Below are 18,134 nucleotides of genomic sequence, written 5' to 3' on the forward strand. Positions count from 1 at the left end.
TCTTCAGTTGCCTAGGAGATGAGACCCCGGACAGGGGGATAGTGATACCCGGGCGAAAACGAGCCGAGCTCGCCTTGCTTCAGATACTTTCATGGATCGTCATCTGAGTAATTATAACATCCTAAGACTATGAAGTCCTAAATTTCAGGAAGCAAATTTTAGGTTATAGATAATTTATTACTCGAAAAAAAAACATTATTCGTTGGGAATGTTCTTCAATTCTCAAAAAATTTACCAATTTGTCTATACTTTTGATAGCGTAATTCTCGTCGCTCCTTAGCCGTCATAGCAGAGAGTTCATCGAGAGTATCTAGAAGGGTTTGTTTCAGTATAGCTGAGGCCTCTAGCGGTTTCGTGTGAGCTGCTCCAGAAGGTTCAGGAACGATGCTATCTACAATACCTAATTCCTTAAGATTTGAGGACGTAATTTTTAGGGCTGTGGCCGCTTGGGGAGATTTTTTGGCATCTTTCCAGAGAATGGCAGCACAAGCTTCCGGAGTAGCTACCATATAAACAGCATGTTCAAGCATTAATAGGCGATCACCTACTCCAATACCTAATGCCCCACCTGATCCTCCTTCTCCAATAACAGTAGAAATAATGGGGACATCTAAGCAAAACATTTCCCGTAAATTGTAGGCGATTGCTTCTCCTTGTCCTAATTTTTCAGCTTCTACCCCTGCCCAAGCCCCAGGAGTATCAATAAAAGTTAAAATTGGCTGATTAAATCGATTGGCACGTTCCATCAAACGCATTGCTTTACGATAACCTCCAGGAGAAGCCATTCCGAAGTTACGGGCGACATTATCCTTAGTGTCCCGTCCTTTTTGTTCTCCTAAAATGGTGACAGGACGACCTCCTAAACGCGCTACTCCTCCCACTAAAGCAGGATCATCGTACCCGCCGCGATCACCATGTAATTCGAACCATTCATCAGTAATTGCTTGAATGTAGTCAAGGGTACTGGGACGACGGGGATGACGAGCTAATTGCAGCCGTTGGGATGGGGTAAGGTTACTAAAAATTTCTTTGCATAGCTGATTAGCCCGTCGTTCAAGTTGAGCGATTTGTTCAGATACATCAACATTATTCTCTTCGGCAAGCTCCCAAATTTGGCTAATACGGGCTTCCAATTCTGATAAGGGTTTTTCAAAGTCTAAAAGAAAGGTCCGGCGTTCGGTTTTTGCCATTGTTCGTTTTTATCTGTTGAATGTCTATTAACGGTTAGGGATAGAGAGCAATATAAGATACTATTGATTTTAACCTAATTGAGTGAGTATTACGGTTAATGTCCATCATTTGATAGAACATAGAACTTGACGATCTGTTTTCTTGCCTATTCTAAATAAATATAGATTGTTAATCTACAATGAAGGGTAATTATTTTATGAATTTAACTAAGTAAATACATTTAAAGACTTCTGCTCTTTTAGTCTAAAAATGACAGACTGGCGGCTAATAACTCTTATAATTTTTATTATGAGTGCATTCTGCAATTTTAAAAGCTTAGTTTTAGACAAATCAAGTCGGTCAGTATAGTTGAATGTGTTTGTAATAAAATTTCTATTTTTGTGATTTAAACTACATCGCAAAGTGTAAAAACAATAAGTAGCATATTCTATATATGATAGAATAATTAAAAATATTTAAATCCCATTTTGAGAATTTAAATTCGTTTGGAACAGTAGAATTTATTTCAACTGATTGAGAGAAGTTACAGGAACTACAATTCTGTCACAACTAGCATGTCAATATTAGGAGTATAAGTGTAAGGAAAGAATCTGATTACCAATGATAATTTTATAAAAAACTATCATTAGTGTGTCTACTATCATAGTAGAGTCTATATTTAGATTAACTTATGCTAAGCTCAATGTTTTTACTGAATTTATGTTTATAGCATCGAGTGCTCAACTCAGTTCAACGAATAAGATTGTAAATCTACAAGGGTTTATTATTATTTATTACTAAAATCTTAAATCGAGATAGAAATACTTTGATTAATATAAAAAATATACGTAACTTAAACTCATGTTTATTATAGCTAAACTGCCGAAAATTTCCATCTAAATAATGAATAACTATTAGAAAATTTTCTTGGGTGTGGAAAGCTCTTAAGAGATCTTAAAAAGAGAATATTAAGAATATAGAAAACAAATAAATTAAATAAATCAAAATAATTATCTAGATCTTGATATTAAAAATTACAAATAAAAACCTATTGCTTAAAAATAAGATTTAATCACAAAATAGCGAATAGGTTTAGACTTAAAATATAAAACTTCACTCCTTTTTAAGATATACTCATTAAATGAAAGATAAATTTAAAATAAAAATTGAGAATAATTTTTACGCAAAACATATAGCTTTTATATATTCAAGTATGATTAATTATTGATTAATAAGTTCAAAGCCAAGCAATACTTTAAGTATTTAACTAAGTACTAATAAAAAAATAAACCCCTATTCTACACAAATAAAGTCAGCAAATACTGATCTTATTTGTGTAGAAACTTTTATCTATATAGCTTAACTATCCACTAATCTAAATCAATTATTGACAATAAGTCAGCACAACTGATATCATGCACTCTCGTTTATTTGATTATCCTAAATAAGTGAACGTGCAACTAAAATACTCCCAATAGTAGTTAAAAAAGATCCCGCACATAACCATATCATAGATACTTGGGTCCATTCATTAAAAATAATCAGAGCTATGAGGACAGCCACTAAAGTATTAGAATTATAAATGGGAGATATAACTGAGAGAGGAACTGAAAATTTTTGAATAGCTATGGCAATCATTAATTGCCCCAATGCCCATGTTATTCCAACACATAAGGCAGAAAAAGTTGATTGAAAGTTAGCTATAAAGTGCTGTTCCGCCGTAAAGCCACTAATGATTCCTACTAAAGTAACTGCTATTCCAACAATGGTTATATAGGCACTTGTTGACATTCCGCCAGAGATACTAACTTTAGTAAGAATATTAGAAAACCCAAACATTAATGCTGGTAAGACTCCACCGAGGATCAGTGCCGTTGTTTGTTGACTCATTTTATTTTTTTCCTTTCATTTAATTAATGTCCTGTTTGTAGCTACCTTAATGTTATTCTTTTTATCGAATATTAAACGTCTATTAAGTTCAAGCAGATTATTATGACTTTCGAAAATGATTTAAGACAGTATGCTCCCGCAACACGACGAAACCGTGATTCTATTTTTGAGACTCTGGTGAGTGTTTTACCTCCCAAAGGTAATATTTTAGAAATCGCTAGTGGCACAGGGGAACACGCCGTTTATTTTGCTCCCAAACTAAAAAATTATCAATGGATACCCTCTGAACCTGATGCGATGCAACAGAAAAGTATCGATGCATGGCGAGAGTTTTGTCATTCTCCTAATTGTCAGTCTTCTCTAAATATAGATGTACTAAATCCTACTTGGACTGAGGAATTAAAAAATCTCGAAATCATAGCAATTGTAAATATTAATATGATTCATATTAGTCCTTGGGAGGCTTGTTTAGGGTTAATTAAAGGAGCAGGCAATCTATTACCTTCAGGAGGTATTCTTTATCTCTATGGACCCTACAAACAAGGAGGCAAACATACTGCTCCTAGTAATCAGTTGTTTGATGAGTCTCTTCGCATTCAAAATCAAGCTTGGGGAGTTCGTAATCTTGAGGATGTTATCAATATTTCTCAACAGCAGGGATTAAAGTTCGTGAAAAAAGTTAGTATGCCAGCAAATAATTTATCTGTTATTTTTAAAAAAAATTGACTTCCTGTTCTGATAGTGTGACAAGATAACAAAAAGAGTCTGAAGTAATACAAAAAGAAATAACCCTAAGTTGCTATCACCAATATAAATATCCTTATAATAAAATTTAAATATTTGGGGTATTTCTAGTATTTCTCGTAAAATAAATAAATTTCTAGTACAAATTAGTAGGTTAACTTACAATAAATCTAAAATAGAAAAGTGGTTAAACAAGAGCGATTATGAAGAGATAAAAATATGACTTACGTTCCTTATATTCCATTAACTTTTTAATGTCTGTTACTTTATGAGTCGGTAAACTATCAACGATTACACAAGCTTATGGACATAGGCTTGTCTGGTAGTTACTTTTGTTTCATAAATAAGAAAACCTCTTTTGTCTATCTATCTTTCAAAAGGATAAGAGAGCAAGAAGCTCGATGTAGTGAGCGCTCCAATTAATGTAATATTTATTTTTAGATTATTAAGAAGTTTTCCATAAGCTAGTTCTCCTTTAGTTGCTATGACAGAGTGATGATTCTTAGCTATATAAACTCCGGTTTCATTAATCAAAATTATATCTAAAAATTTGAATCCTATTGTTGTAAAGTTCCATAGTATGAAGTGTTTTTTTAGGTTAAATTAAGTTTTTGGATGAAGTGGTATATGTTGGAGATCTGAACTTCAATATCGATTTTTTCTGTATAAGCAAGTACTTAGTTCTTATAGAAGAGCACCGTTATCTTATATTAATAATTGTTCTATAACATTAAGTAATTGTCTCAATTAAAGAGAATTTTCCTAGTCTGTTAGGCATCTTTGTCTACTTTTTATTTTTAATAAAGGTCTAAAAAGACGACTAATAAAATTATAATCGACCTGGAGACACCCTGCTAGTTGTTAAGTTTATTTATTGGTATTATTGTTAGTATATATTACTTTAGTGGTAATATTTATGAAGCCTGTTCTCATTTTTTTCTCTTGAGAGAAGCTCATGAATATCTCGATGTTTTCATTAAAATTTTGTGCGGTCAAAAAGAAATCATCTTAAATCTATAAACTATGATATTAAAGTGCATTTATAATATTTTTAGGTGTAACTATCTTCGGAAATAGACAATTCTGTATCGTACTTGATCTTTAATATCTACTTAATTAGATATAAAAAGCGCAAGCAAAGAGGGTTTTTAGTTAAAATTTTCTAAAGTAACTATTGAGATAAAAACTTTATTTGACTGTTTTGGTTAAATAATATCTATCTTCAAACATCAAATTTTTACCTGATGCCATTTTTTTTATCTACTATTTTAACATTTACTTCAACTAAACTATTTCTACATAATGAGTAACTATTATTAATAGTCACTCATTATGCATTCTTTTATTTTTGCTACTTTTTTATACTTCTCTAACTTTATTTTATACGATAAAAATTAATTTTCACATTCACTTTTGCTTCTTTCCATCTCTAGCTTTTTTAAATCTAAATTTTTTCGTAAATTAATTAGATTTTCTATCCATTTAAAGAAAATGATAGTTATTCAAACTATCTTATATCTTATTTTTTATAGTTTTCTGTTTCTATTATTGAATGATCCGCCCAGAAATTATTTTTTTAAAAAAAATTTACGCTATTGTCTAGCTATATAAAAACTTTTGGCGGTAAATTAACTTTGTATTATGCTTTTTCTTTAAATTAAACTAGTCTAAAACTTGGATAAGTTTATGTCTAAAAATTACTCTTAATTAGCTATTTTTTGTATTTATTATAACTAACCTTTTAAACTCACTTATTTAGTTAACAGTGTTACTGATAGTTATGCTTTAACTTTAATCTCCAAAGTAGCATTATAGCCAAAGTAGTGTGTACTAATTTATAAATTTTAGCAATGATGTTTTTAATTAACTTAAAAACATCATCGCTAAACATCCTGTCACTATTTTAATTTTTAGTAAAATTATCTAAAAAAAAGGATAGTCATTATATTTTTACAATTTTAAGTTTTAGATATTAAAATAAAAGTTTCGACAGCTTATAAGAGAAAATCAGGAAACTATCAAAAATATACTGATTACTAATATTTAAATTTTAATTAATAAAAAAGTTGTTAGTAAGCCTTGATCTAAACTATATTTACCTCTAATGGTAATATATAAATATATTTTATTTTTCTGTTTGCAATTATTTATCTCTGGTAATTATTAATTTGTTATTTAAATAATCTTTAAAAGATTGCATAAAAATTTAACTAAAATTTTAGAAAAAAACTCTCAAGTGCAACTAATTTGATTAGTATTTAATGCACTTATGTGAAGTTTTTTCTGGATATATTTGACATAATTGCTAAAACATGCGTAAAAAAGATAGGGACATCGGCTGCAACGAGTTGATGCCTCGATGTATCACAATGAAAAGGATTAACATCACTTAATCTATCCATGACCCAGAAAAAATCATTGAAACGTCTTCGCTGGCTTAGCCTGATTTGTATTACCATGTTCTCAGTATTGATACTGCGGCGGGTACCCGCGATCGCCCAAATTCCAAAACACTATACTGAACTGGAATTTCCTCCTCTCCCTGAAATTACTATTCCTGATTATGAACGCTATGAACTTGATAATGGAATGGTGGTCTATTTGATGGAGGATCATAAGTTGCCATTGATAAATGGCACCGCTATCATTCGTACTGGCTCACGACTGGAACCATCAGATAAAGTAGGATTAGCAGAAATCACTGGAATACTTATGCGAACGGGAGGAACCAAAGACCACCCCCCCGAAGAGTTAAATGAACTTCTTGAAAAACGAGCAGCTCACGTAGAAACCAGTATTAGTACTGCATCAGGGAAAGCAAGTTTTAATGCCCTGACTGAAGACATTGAAACTGTCTTTAACTTATTTAAAGAGGTGATTCGTGAACCAGCATTCACTCCAGAACAACTAGCATTAGTTAAAACCCAATATAAAGGGGCAATTGCACGACGCAATGATAACCCCAAAGATATTGCCAGTAGAGAATTTCGTAAGTTAGTCTATGGCGAGACCAGTCCTTACGCACGAACGGAGGAATATAGCACCATTGATAATATCTCTCGTGACGATATCATCACTTTTTATCAAAATTATGTGCGCCCCGATGGGATGATTTTGGGAATTGTGGGAGATTTTGAGCCCAAAGCTATGAAAACGTTGATTAATGAAACCTTTGGAGATTGGAAACCGTTAACTCCTAAACCAAACATTGCAATCCCGTCTACTCGACAGAAATATACTCGAGGACTCTTTTTGGTCGATCAACCTCAATTGACTCAAAGTAGTGTCCTAGTAGGACATTTAGGAGGACAATTTGATAGTCCTGATTATCCAGCATTGAGTGTATTAAATGGTGTGGTTAACGGATTTGGAGGAAGGTTATTTAATGAATTGCGATCACGTCAAGGACTTGCCTACTCAGTCTATGGCTATTGGAGTGCTGCTTATGACCATTCAGGAATGTTTTATGGCGGAGGACAGACTCGTTCTGAGACCACAGTTCCTTTTTTAGGATCTTTTATGCAAGAAATTGAACGGATAAGGACAACACCTATTACTGAAGAAGAACTCTCTAAGGCTAAAGAATCTATTCTCAATTCTTTCGTTTTTAAGTTTGAGAACCCCAGTCAAGTCTTATCCCGTTTGATGACCTATGAATATTATGGTTACCATAAAGACTTTATTTTTAGCTATCAACAAGGAGTCAAGGCTACTACTATTAAAGATGTTCAACGGGTTGCTCAAAAATACCTGATTCCTGAAAAGATGATTATCTTAGTCGTTGGTAATAGGGAAGTTATTGAACCTCCTCTTTCTCGTTTAGAGAAAACTATCACTACCATTGATATTACTATTCCCGAATCAAATAAAAGTTAAAAATTTGGGACTCAGGGGAATATACTAAGCACTGGGGGCTTGGCTAAGTTTCTATTCCCCGTTCCCTACCGTCTGGGTTGTACAATATTGGTGTCTTTGATCATAACCACATTGGAGGATCACAGTTTGTCCCCGTCTGTCTTTTGCCTTACACAAAACTAACCCATTTTTATCTCTGTCTTGTCCTTCACATTTCAAAGCGTTCAATTTGTTCCCGTGAGAGAAAGTTCTCAAATTTCTGATAGCTGGTCTTCTAATTTGATGGCTCTCTTGGGTTTCTAAGAGGTTATGAAGAGCAATAACAACAATAATGGTGAGAATTATCACTCCAATGATCAAATCAATTAGGGCAAAACCTCGGTGTTGTTTCCGTTTGAATTTTAAGGGCATTGTACGCTTAATTTAGTCATTAACTATAAATGTCTTATTTTCAACTTTTATTTTATATAAAATCTTAATAAGATTATTGCTGTAAAAAAACTAATCTCTTTAATTTAGGATATCTAGGGTAGATTTAAATACTATTGCCAACAACATAAATTGTAGTTACTCAGTAGAAATTATAATTTTTTTCTGTAAAGGATGATGCAAAATTAAGACAAGGACACTTCAAGATAATTACGGCAGAAATTTTCACTTGATATAAATTTTATGTTATTGATTCTTTTAAAAAAAGGAGCAAGAGTAAACACGGATCCTATGCCACTAGCAAAGTTAATAATTAAACTAGGATCAATATTTGTATTTGATTCTCCTAGCCTACTTGGAAAATAAAGTCCTGTCATGTTAGCTGACTAGGTGTAGCCTCTTATTTTTAATAAAATTAGCACTTACTAACTGCCATAATTTTTCTTGTCAAATTTTATTTGAAGTAAAACTGTAAAAAAATATTTTTCTCTTTAGATATTAATATTTAAGGTCTAGTTTGTATTGCTTTTATTTATATTTTATAATACTGAACTGATGGTACGCAGTTAACTGGTAGCAGGCAAAGTTAGAACCACCAAGAGTTAAAAAATTAACGCAATTTTTTATAGTTAAGACTGACATCTTCTGAAAAAAAGTGTTTTTAAACTATTTAGTTTTTAAAATTAATTTATTTATAATAAAATTATATATATAATAATCTTCGTTTAGATATAAACTAACCCCTTTTCCCAAAAATCTAGTTATTTTACTGTTTATTTAGATCTTTTTACTTTTATAATTTATAGACTTATACGCTCATTATTCTATCTAAATAGACTCATGCTATATGCTTATTTTTTTATTTTTTAATCATATTCTAAAATTTATTTATCTGCAATTTTTGTTCTAAATATTCAAAGATTATTTCTATTTTTCCGACTATATTTTTATTTTTAAAATTTAATATTTCTTGATTATTTTTGTCTCAAATATTTTAGTATCATGTTCTTTTCTTTCGATTTACTTCCATGTTAACTACATTTTATCTAAAGTTTTGAGATGATATATCTTGAGATAGACAACTTTTTTAGTTTAAGGTTAATTATTAATAATTAATTCATTAGTTTAATTAAATTTACTGGTGGTTAAACTACAATAAATGCAAATCAATGTGAGTCTATTTTTTGATAAATAAAATTAAAATCAAGACATTGAGTCTAGTGTATTGTAATTGACAAACAAAATTACCTGATATAGTAACTGTACGTTTTACAAAACTCATTATTGAAAATTAATACATTAATTTTTTTAGTAAAAATGATTAGCAAATATTTGCTAACTTAACTTTTGTAAGTATAGAGATTAAGCTGACTTAAAGATTAAAGATATTAGTAGATAAGCCTCGAGTTCATGAGTATCTTGAAATGGTTAATAAAATATAAAAAGTATTGTTTAATTATTGTTATTGTCTAAGTTAAGTAAAAGAAGAAAGAAATCTAACTTATTATCATTAGTTAGATTTACTCTAATCCTTAGAATAGAACAGTAAGATGATTTTGATCTTAGATGCTTTTCTTCATAGATTTTTTTATAAGCTAAAAATATAGGTAAATACACCAGAAAAATATTAAAAGTAATTTAAAACATTTTAATAAAAATTAAATTAGTTACTATACAGTTGTAATATCTTATCGCACTATTATCACAGTTATTTTTTGTTTAGCTACAATCGAACATATAGAAATGATGCTAATAGATAACAACAAAAGTTTCAACACTTTCATTCAAGTAATGAGCACTATTGATCGAATAATAAACAATAAAATTATAAGGAAAAACATAATCGTTACATTATTAGAATTCGCATTTTTTTTGAACTTTTAAAATTTAAACTTTTAACCTAAAAGCAGGAGTTAACCATCGTTAACCCCTGCTACACTCGGAAACTCGTCAAAGAAACTATTTTACACTGACTTTAGCACCAGCGTCTTCAAGTTTCTTCTTGGTTTCTTCAGCGTCATCTTTACCAGTAGCTTCTTTAATGGTTTTAGGTGCAGATTCCACCATATCTTTAGCTTCTTTGAGTCCCAAACCAGTAATAGCACGAACTACCTTAAGAATGGCGATTTTCTTATCGCTGGGGACTTCTTCGAGAATAACATCAAATTCAGTTTTCTCCTCTTCAGGTTCGGGCGTAGCCCCAGGAACCGCAGCCCCAGGAGCCATCATCATCATACCACCGCCCGCAGGAGCAGCAGCACTAACATCAAAGGCTTCTTCAATCTGTTTTACTAATTCTGAGGCTTCTAATAAGGTCAGAGATTTTAGCTTTTCGAGAATTTCATCAGTTGCAGTAGACATAATTTAACTCCTTGAAAGTAAATAAAAAAAGTGGACAATTGGACAAACAATAGTTTAAATGGAAGCAGACGCTTAAGCTACATCGCCATCTTTTTTGTTGGCCATTGCGTTGATAACGCGACCCAAAGAACTTGGAACTTCGTTGATGCCTCGTCCCACAGATGAAGGCACTTCCTTGATACCAACGGCTAGTTTTGTAGCTAGTGAATTAATCGCTCCAGCTAATTGACCCATCAGTTCCTCTTTCGAGGGTAAGTCAGCGATCGCCTTCACTTGGTTTTCGTCAAGGGCTTGGCCTTGCATGACACCACCGCGAAATTCGGTTTTTTTGGTATCTTTTTTAAAGCTTTGATAAGCCCTAATTGCACCCCCGACATCATCCTTGACGAGAACAAAAGCTGATGAACCTTTAAGAAACTTCATCATCGGTTTCCAGGTTTCATCTTCTTCGACTGCAATCCGCATTAAGGTGTTTTTCGTCACCTTACACACTGATCCTGTTGGACGCAATCGGCCACGTAGATCAGTGATGTCGGCGACTGTCAACCCTTGATAATCAATCACAAAGGCCAGCTGAGCTTCACTCAAGAGTCCCTTAAGATCTGTGATCACTGTTCCTTTGTTTTTATAGGTTCTTCCCATTGATGTTTTCACCTCCTTAAATTTAGGAACGTTAACTAATTAGCAAAAAAAAGAAACCCCCAGCGTTTTGCCGGGGCTGAGGTTGGATAAGAAGAAGACAAAAAGTAAATTAATCCTTTAAATCTTTACTACTTAACTTTCTTCAGGCCTCAACCTCGGCAGGATATTAAGCAAATCGCCCCTGCTGTCTGCGGCATAAGCCAAACAAGCATTTAGTTGTAGTGGATTGCTTTTTAACTGAAATTAACTGATAGTTATTTTTCAATCACGATAATCTTAAACATCAGCTAATTTTAGATCCCTTAGTTCGCTAATGTCAACGCTAATAGACGGTCCCATAGAAGCCGATACAAAGACACTGCGCCAATAACGCCCTTTTGCACCGGAGGGACGCTGACGGTCAATAGTTTCTTGCAAGGCTTTGAGATTGGCCAGCAAATCCTCGGGTGTGAAAGATGCCTTACCAAACATAACATGAACTATCCCTGTTCTGTCAGCCCTAAATTCTAATTTTCCTGCTTTAAATGCGACGATTGCACTTCCTAGATCAGCTGTTACTGTTCCCCCCTTGGGAGAAGGCATCAAACCGCGAGGACCGAGTATACGTCCTAATTTAGCAACTTTTGGCATCATATCAGGAGTAGCAATCAAAACCTCGAAGTCCATCATTCCGTTTTGGATTTCTTCAATCAATTCTTCTGAACCGTAAATATCCGCTCCCGCATTGCTAGCCTCTTGAACTTTTTCCCCTCTAGCAATGACAGCCACGCGAACTTCTTGACCGGTTCCCTTGGGTAAAGAAACCGTAGTCCTTAGTTGCTGGTCAGCATACTTGGGATCAATGCCTAAACGAATGTGAGCCTCTGCTGATTCGTTAAATTTAGCCGTTGCCGTTTCTTTTAGCAGTTGTAGAGCTTCTAAAGGCTCATACAGTTTATCTTCGTCAACCTTAGCTAATGCTTCTTTAAAGCGTTTTGAGAGTTTTTTGGACATGAGCAATTTTCTCCTTGGGTCAATAACGAAGTAATACTTCTCCCCTAAGTTAGTTTTTAGTGATTCAGACTATCCATTAATCGTCGATGGTAACTCCCATATTACGAGCAGTTCCTTCAACAATATTCATTGCCGCTTCAATATCATTGGCATTAAGATCAGGCATTTTAGTTTGAGCAATTTCCCGTAGTTGGTTACGAGTAATGCTGCCTACTTTCTCGTTATTGGGTTGGCTTGAACCTTTTTGAACTCCGGCCGCTTTCCGAATTAATACTGAGGCTGGAGGCGTTTTCAGGACAAAAGTAAAACTACGGTCTTCATAGACGGAGATTTCAACAGGAATTATCATTCCGGACTGATCGGCAGTTTTGCTATTGTATTCTTTGCAAAATGCCATAATATTCACCCCATGTTGACCCAAGGCAGGTCCTACGGGAGGGGCGGGGTTAGCCTTTCCCGCAGGAAGGGCAAGTTTAATCATTGCAACAACTTTCTTGGCCATCGCTAATTTTGCTTCTCTATTTGGTTAAATTCTAGTTCAACTGGGGTATCTCGTCCAAAGATGGAAAGTAAGGCTTTGACTTTACTACGTTCTGGACTTACTTCTACCACTTCTCCTTCAAAATCCTTAAACGGCCCTGAGAGAACGATTATTCTATCTCCCACTTCTGTATCGATTTTGACGACGGGTTCTTGGACTTCTACCTGCTTAAAGATCCGTTCTACTTCTCCTGGACTCAGGGGGACGGGTTTAACATGACCTCTTCCTCTACCGATGCTACGCCTTTGTTCTGACCCAACGAAGTTGATCACGTTAGGGGTATTCTTGACAACTAACCAAGCATCATCATCCATGATCATCCTCACCAATACATAACCGGGAAAGACTTTTTCTTCCCCATGGTGACGAGAACCATCTTTACGAACTTTGACCGTAGGGGTTTTAGGAATTTGGACCCGCAAGATTCTATCAGCTACATCAAGGGTATGAATTCGTTGCTCCAAGTTTGCTTTAACCCGCTTTTCGCAGCCAGAAGCAACCTGAACAGCATACCAACGAGCCGCTTTTTTCTTTTCTTCGAGCTGTTCTATTTCCGGTGAGTTATTTTGGGCAAAACTCATTAAAATACCTTCCCTGCTCCCCAACTGAAAAGATTATCAACAAGATAAATCACCGTAGCCACTAAACTAACCATCAGGATGACTGCCGCCGATTCACTAAGTAGTTGTTGTTTAGACGGCCAGACAACCTTGGTCAACTCATCTTGAGTATTCCCAACAAAATTGGATTTTTGGGCTTCGTCATTGTTGGTTTTTGGCTTTGTCTGATCAACTTTTAAGCTTTCCTTTTTAACCACAGTTACCTCTACTCACCTATAGCAGTTACCCATCATCAAGTTTTTGTTGTTATTTCGATAAATAGATAGTTCACTTGATTCGCACAAAAACACGCCCTGGAGGACTCGAACCTCCGACATCAGGTTTTGGAGACCTGCGTTCTACCAACTGAACTAAGAGCGCACAGTCTGGGCGGTAACTGACAGTTACGCCTTACCGCCTTTCAATCATAGCGCAATTCGATCAAATTTTACGCTTTTATTTGTGCGCGTCGTTGTTGGAGAAATTTATAAAGGGCGATCAAAACGTTGACGAATGCGGGTTGCTTTCCCGACGCGATCACGTAGATAGTAAAGCTTAGCACGACGGACTTTCCCTCTGCGTATAACTTTAATGTCAGCAATCCTAGGAGAGTGTAATAAAAAGACACGTTCAACTCCTACGCCTTGGAAAATCTTGCGAACAGTGATTGTTTCATTAATTCCACCATTACGCATAGCAATTACCGTCCCTTCATAGGGCTGGGTTCTTTCTTTACCCCCTTCTATAATACGGACTCCGACACGAACAGTATCTCCTACATGAATGGTAGGCAAATTCGTCTTAATGTGTTCGGTTTCAATTGACTTGATAGTTTCTTGGGCGCTCATGACCATAGCAAAAACTCACAATTTCTTATTGTATCTCACTTTTTTCAATTAGATACAGACTACCGTAAAATTTAGTAAAAAGTTTATATGAAGTGATTCTTACGTCTTTTAACTAAACATGTTCTTTCATAAATCCTTATTCCTTCTAAATTTCAGTATTTCGTTTGTCAATAACAATGGCAGACAGTTGTGTTGTTTATGACAAGGCATATTCGTTTTTTTTCAAAACAGAGTAAATTTAACCGAATGTGTAATCTCTAAAATAGAAAGTACTTACTGGTCTATTCGAGCTTTGTAACTAATCTGTTAACAGCTGGTGGTGATGGCAGTTTGCTGTTCTAAGTCAGTCCATGAAGATGGGATAAAAAATTTTTTAACAATTCAACTCTTTAATATATAAAACTCAATGCATTGAGCTAAAGGATTTAATTATCAGTAAATCAACAAAAAATACTTATAAGCAATCACTTATCAACAAATTCCATTGATTCAAAAAGTTAGTCACCAGAATAAACCTAATTGTCAACTAATACCAATACAACATCATCGATTAAACTATTTTCTTTCTGATTTTCTTAAGAAAGCAACTTTTGACAGTTAACTATTTTGATAATTGATGGCTTTTGTTTACAATGATGGTTTAATTACGCTATGCCCTATAAATCCGGACGGCGTTGCTTGCCTAGTACAGCAATAGTCCCTCGTAACTCGTTAACTAAATATTCTTTTATTATGGATTACTCAGGGAAAATTTTAGCCCATCTTTTTCATCACTGGGTCGTATGAAATTGTTAATCAAGAGGCCAATGTGTATTACCTAAAAGATTTAATACATAATTATGTTTGTTAAACGACAGAATTACCTCTAACAGATTTTCTCTCTAGTAGATGCCTTTTATTGCTTGGCTGAGAGAGGGTTTCTTGGTAGTCAATCAACTTTTGATAGTTCTCAGTTTTCTAATCCTGAATTATAAGAGGTATCAGGAGATTACTAGGCAGAATAGACAAGTATTACTCCATAATTGAAAGATATAGAGATTATTTAGCTAAGAGAGAATTAATATGATGAAATCAAAATCTCCTGCTAGTCTAAGAGAGTGTTCTTAAGAAGAGATATCAAGCGAAGTACGTTTAGAAAATAGGGTAGTTTGGGTGGTGTTTATTTTTTTTATTGTAAAGTACTACGCTAATGCACTCTGCAGTTTTTTTAAAGTTTACTTTGTAAATGATCTATGAAATGATTTTAAAATGTACTGCCATAATCCATTCTATTTTTGATTAACCTTTCTAATTAACCAATAACTAATAGAAAGTGCTAAACTTGCTGCGGCTAAGGCAAATAAATCTGACTTTTGATGTTTAATCGGATTGAAAATTATGATCTTTCGAGCAACAGCAATTAAGGCAGTTACAACCACTAATTCTACTTGAACAATATGTTTTTTTAGATAAGCAGTAATATTCTCCAGAAGTTCCAGCGCAATTAGAACATTCAGAAATAGACCAAAAATTTCAATAATAGTTGGACCAAAAAAGCCAACAGGTTCCTTTGCAAATAGATCTTTTGAAAGAATCAAAACAAGTTCAAAAAGAGAAACAAAAATAACAACAATTAAAGCTAATGACAATACCTTAGAGACAAGATTTTCAATAATGTGAATAAAGCCTAAAAATTTTTCATCTTCAAAGATTTTCATAATTATTTTTTATCTATTAAAAATAGTTTATTAATTGGTAATCATTTTTTTTTAAAACAATGATTTTGAAGGAACAATGAAATAATAACTGCCCAATTTTTTATTTTACATCTACTTATTAATCTCGTTAAACAGAGTGATCTTCCGATAAAACTTCTGAACTTACAGTGGAATCTCCTTTGATAGAAGATTTCCAATTAAAAAACTGAACTTCACTTGTATTTATCTATTCATTAATTTCTTTCAGCGTTTCTCCTTTGAGTTTAGCAACCGCAAGATGCAAGGCAGCTACCCGATTATCAAAGCGATTTTGTAGAGGAACGCGTTGAAAAATGTCAAACTTTTGTAACCGTTCTTTAATTTTGATATTAGCCCCAACAATATAAATTTCTATTGACTTCTTAGCGGCCTCATCGATCATTTTTTCAATAGCTAAAGTTGCTGTTACTCCCAATAAGGGGACGCCCTTTAAATCAATAATCAGAGCATCATAATTATCTAGAATTGCCTGTCGTTGAGTGATCGCTTTTGCGGCTCCAAAACTCATAGGACCGCTCAAATCTAAGAGCATAATTCGTCTGTTAGCTTTTTCCATAAGACGTCTGCTTGTATCACATAGTAGGGTCTTATCATCCGCTGTATCAATTGCTTTAACCAAATCAGATTGAATATCTGCTAGATGTTGAATAGTTAAAATATTAGCCATACACACTCCAATACCAACTGCTGTAATTAAGTCGTAAAATACAGTTAGCAGCATTACCCCATACATAATAACCGCTGCTTTAACTGAAAGTCTGTGAGCGCGCTTTAAGAATTTCCAGTCAATAATATCAATCCCCACCTTAAGGGCAATACCAGCTAAAACCGCTAAGGGAATATTCTTGGTTAAAGGAGCAGCCCAAAGTACTACAATCAGCAAAATAAAAGCCCGACTCAAACCAGATAAAGCGGTGCGTCCCCCTGCTTGGATATTAACTACCGTTCCCATGGTAGCCCCTGCCCCAGGAAGTCCCCCACACAGCCCAGAAACCAAGTTCCCAATTCCTTGACCGATTAGTTCTTTATCAGAGTCATGGTGAGTTTGAGTTAAGCTATCAGCAATGACAGAGGTTAATAAAGCATCAATACAACCAAGCATCCCTAAAACAAGACCATCCATCAACATTTCATTAATTTGGTCGAGGAAAAAGACAGGAAAATGCAACTGAGGAAGTCCCGTAGGAATTTTGCCAATGATACGAATATTTGCTTCCGATAAAAAGAAAATTGTAATTAAAGTTCCTGCTATGAGGGCAATTAATTGGGAGGGAACAAACTTTTTAAGTTTAGAGGGCACTAAGTAAAGAATGGCCATTGTCAACAATCCTAAAACTGTTTCAGTTGGACTTAGGGTGGTAACAAAAGAAGGTAATGCTTTCAATGCCTCAATGACTCCCCCTTTAGGGTTTACATGACCCAAAAATGGTCCTAACTGAAGAATGATGAGGATTAGTCCAACTCCTGACATAAACCCCGATATTACCGTATAGGGCATGAGGGTGACGTATTTTCCCAACTTTAACAAACCGAAGATGATCTGAAAAATCCCTGCTAACACTACTGTAGTAAAGGACATGGCTAGGCCATGTTCTGGATTGTGTGCAATCATCTTGGTTACAATGGCTGTCATCACTACTGTCATCGGACCTGTAGGTTCAGAAATTAAGGTAGGTGTTCCGCCAAATAGGGCAGCAAAAAAGCCAATTATTACTGCCCCCCATAGTCCGGCAATCGCTCCTGCGCCCGAAGCTACTCCGAAAGCAAGTGCCATGGGGAGGGCAATCACAGCTGCGGTAACTCCGCCAAAGATATCGCCCCGTAAATTTCTAAAGTGAATGCGATTAGTAATTTGCATATATTGTTAAAAGTTAATTACATTGTTCTGTTTAGTTATTTTCTCTAGATTCTTTGATTTATTTTAAGCATTTTTGCACGAGTCTTTTTAGATTATTATTCAACTTTGAGTTCAATCTCAGAACTACGTTGAGAATCTATCTATTTATTGCCAAAATGGTTTGTCCTCTATAAGACAGATTAGATTCTATAAATTACTCTCCTTTGTAGATTAAAAACTATCAAGAAGGTTACAACCTCACTGTCAAAAAAGTCAAGTTAATAATACTTAAGTTGATCACTGATTAACAGCATTAATTTAAGTATTGTTAAGATCAAAAAAATTAATTTTAGTTGTCTAAAATTTAATTTATAAAAACAATTTTGTCTCTAGAAAAATACAGAAAATAGGTTTTATAAAACCTAACTTATTAAAGTTATCTTTAATTTGGCAAATCTTACTGCTATAAACTCACCTATTTTTTTATTA

14 protein-coding genes, 1 tRNA gene and 1 other annotated feature are annotated in these 18,134 nt (G+C 34.1%); of the genes, 2 read left to right on the top strand and 13 right to left on the bottom strand.

All coding sequences use genetic code 11. The features are described 5' to 3' along the window. Positions 1–215: 215 nt before the first annotated feature. Entirely contained in the window at positions 216–1,190 is a 975-nt protein-coding gene (accA, locus tag RGRSB_RS06440) for an acetyl-CoA carboxylase carboxyl transferase subunit alpha (RefSeq protein WP_119260339.1), read from the bottom strand. A 1,420-nt stretch (positions 1,191–2,610) separates the two neighbouring features. Next, positions 2,611–3,060: a hypothetical protein gene (locus tag RGRSB_RS06445; RefSeq protein ID WP_119260340.1), complete on the bottom strand. Its 450-nt coding sequence runs from the start codon at positions 3,058–3,060 to the stop codon at positions 2,611–2,613. A gap of 102 nt (positions 3,061–3,162) precedes the next feature. On the opposite strand from RGRSB_RS06445, the gene RGRSB_RS06450 reads away from it, so the two are divergent. After that, a complete protein-coding gene (locus tag RGRSB_RS06450) occupies positions 3,163–3,786 on the top strand; it encodes a DUF938 domain-containing protein (RefSeq protein ID WP_172582060.1) in 624 nt (207 codons plus the stop codon). A gap of 2,418 nt (positions 3,787–6,204) precedes the next feature. Beyond that, positions 6,205–7,680: a M16 family metallopeptidase gene (locus tag RGRSB_RS06455; RefSeq protein ID WP_119260342.1), complete on the top strand. Its 1,476-nt coding sequence runs from the start codon at positions 6,205–6,207 to the stop codon at positions 7,678–7,680. 51 nt (positions 7,681–7,731) lie between these two features. Here RGRSB_RS06455 and RGRSB_RS06460 read toward each other — a convergent pair whose 3' ends face one another. The 11 genes from RGRSB_RS06460 to RGRSB_RS06510 all read right to left on the bottom strand — a co-directional run bounded on the left by RGRSB_RS06460 (position 7,732) and on the right by RGRSB_RS06510 (position 17,666). After that, complete coding sequence (locus tag RGRSB_RS06460) at positions 7,732–8,070, bottom strand: hypothetical protein (protein ID WP_119260343.1); 339 nt, start codon at positions 8,068–8,070, stop codon at positions 7,732–7,734. A 1,977-nt stretch (positions 8,071–10,047) separates the two neighbouring features. Next, positions 10,048–10,449 carry a 50S ribosomal protein L7/L12 gene (rplL, locus tag RGRSB_RS06465; protein ID WP_119260344.1) on the bottom strand — a complete coding sequence of 134 codons (402 nt, stop codon included), beginning with the start codon at positions 10,447–10,449 and terminating at the stop codon, positions 10,048–10,050. Positions 10,450–10,521: 72 nt separating this feature from the next. Further along, the gene (gene rplJ, locus RGRSB_RS06470) at positions 10,522–11,091 is read right to left on the bottom strand and encodes a 50S ribosomal protein L10 (protein ID WP_119260345.1); all 570 of its coding nucleotides are present in this window, start codon (positions 11,089–11,091) and stop codon (positions 10,522–10,524) included. 41 nt (positions 11,092–11,132) lie between these two features. Next, positions 11,133–11,303 (bottom strand) — a sequence feature (ribosomal protein L10 leader region). Positions 11,304–11,367: 64 nt separating this feature from the next. Then, the gene (rplA, locus tag RGRSB_RS06475) at positions 11,368–12,084 is read right to left on the bottom strand and encodes a 50S ribosomal protein L1 (protein WP_119260346.1); all 717 of its coding nucleotides are present in this window, start codon (positions 12,082–12,084) and stop codon (positions 11,368–11,370) included. Between the two features lie 76 nt (positions 12,085–12,160). Beyond that, positions 12,161–12,586: a 50S ribosomal protein L11 gene (rplK, locus tag RGRSB_RS06480; protein WP_119260347.1), complete on the bottom strand. Its 426-nt coding sequence runs from the start codon at positions 12,584–12,586 to the stop codon at positions 12,161–12,163. Positions 12,587–12,588: 2 nt separating this feature from the next. Beyond that, on the bottom strand, positions 12,589–13,206 hold the full coding sequence (nusG, locus tag RGRSB_RS06485) for a transcription termination/antitermination protein NusG (protein ID WP_119260348.1): 618 nt from the start codon (positions 13,204–13,206) through the stop codon (positions 12,589–12,591). Further along, positions 13,206–13,442 carry a preprotein translocase subunit SecE gene (secE, locus tag RGRSB_RS06490; RefSeq protein ID WP_119260349.1) on the bottom strand — a complete coding sequence of 79 codons (237 nt, stop codon included), beginning with the start codon at positions 13,440–13,442 and terminating at the stop codon, positions 13,206–13,208. Before secE ends, nusG begins: the two co-directional genes overlap by 1 nt. A gap of 90 nt (positions 13,443–13,532) precedes the next feature. Beyond that, positions 13,533–13,605, bottom strand: a tRNA-Trp gene (locus tag RGRSB_RS06495). A 104-nt stretch (positions 13,606–13,709) separates the two neighbouring features. Further along, positions 13,710–14,072 carry a 50S ribosomal protein L19 gene (rplS, locus tag RGRSB_RS06500; RefSeq protein WP_119260991.1) on the bottom strand — a complete coding sequence of 121 codons (363 nt, stop codon included), beginning with the start codon at positions 14,070–14,072 and terminating at the stop codon, positions 13,710–13,712. 1,268 nt (positions 14,073–15,340) lie between these two features. Next, positions 15,341–15,769: a phosphate-starvation-inducible PsiE family protein gene (locus RGRSB_RS06505; protein ID WP_172582061.1), complete on the bottom strand. Its 429-nt coding sequence runs from the start codon at positions 15,767–15,769 to the stop codon at positions 15,341–15,343. 226 nt (positions 15,770–15,995) lie between these two features. Next, a complete protein-coding gene (locus RGRSB_RS06510; protein WP_119260351.1) occupies positions 15,996–17,666 on the bottom strand; it encodes a SulP family inorganic anion transporter in 1,671 nt (556 codons plus the stop codon). Positions 17,667–18,134: the final 468 nt, after the last annotated feature.

The sequence above is a fragment of the cyanobacterium endosymbiont of Rhopalodia gibberula genome, from assembly GCF_003574135.1.
GTDB lineage: Bacteria > Cyanobacteriota > Cyanobacteriia > Cyanobacteriales > Microcystaceae > Rippkaea.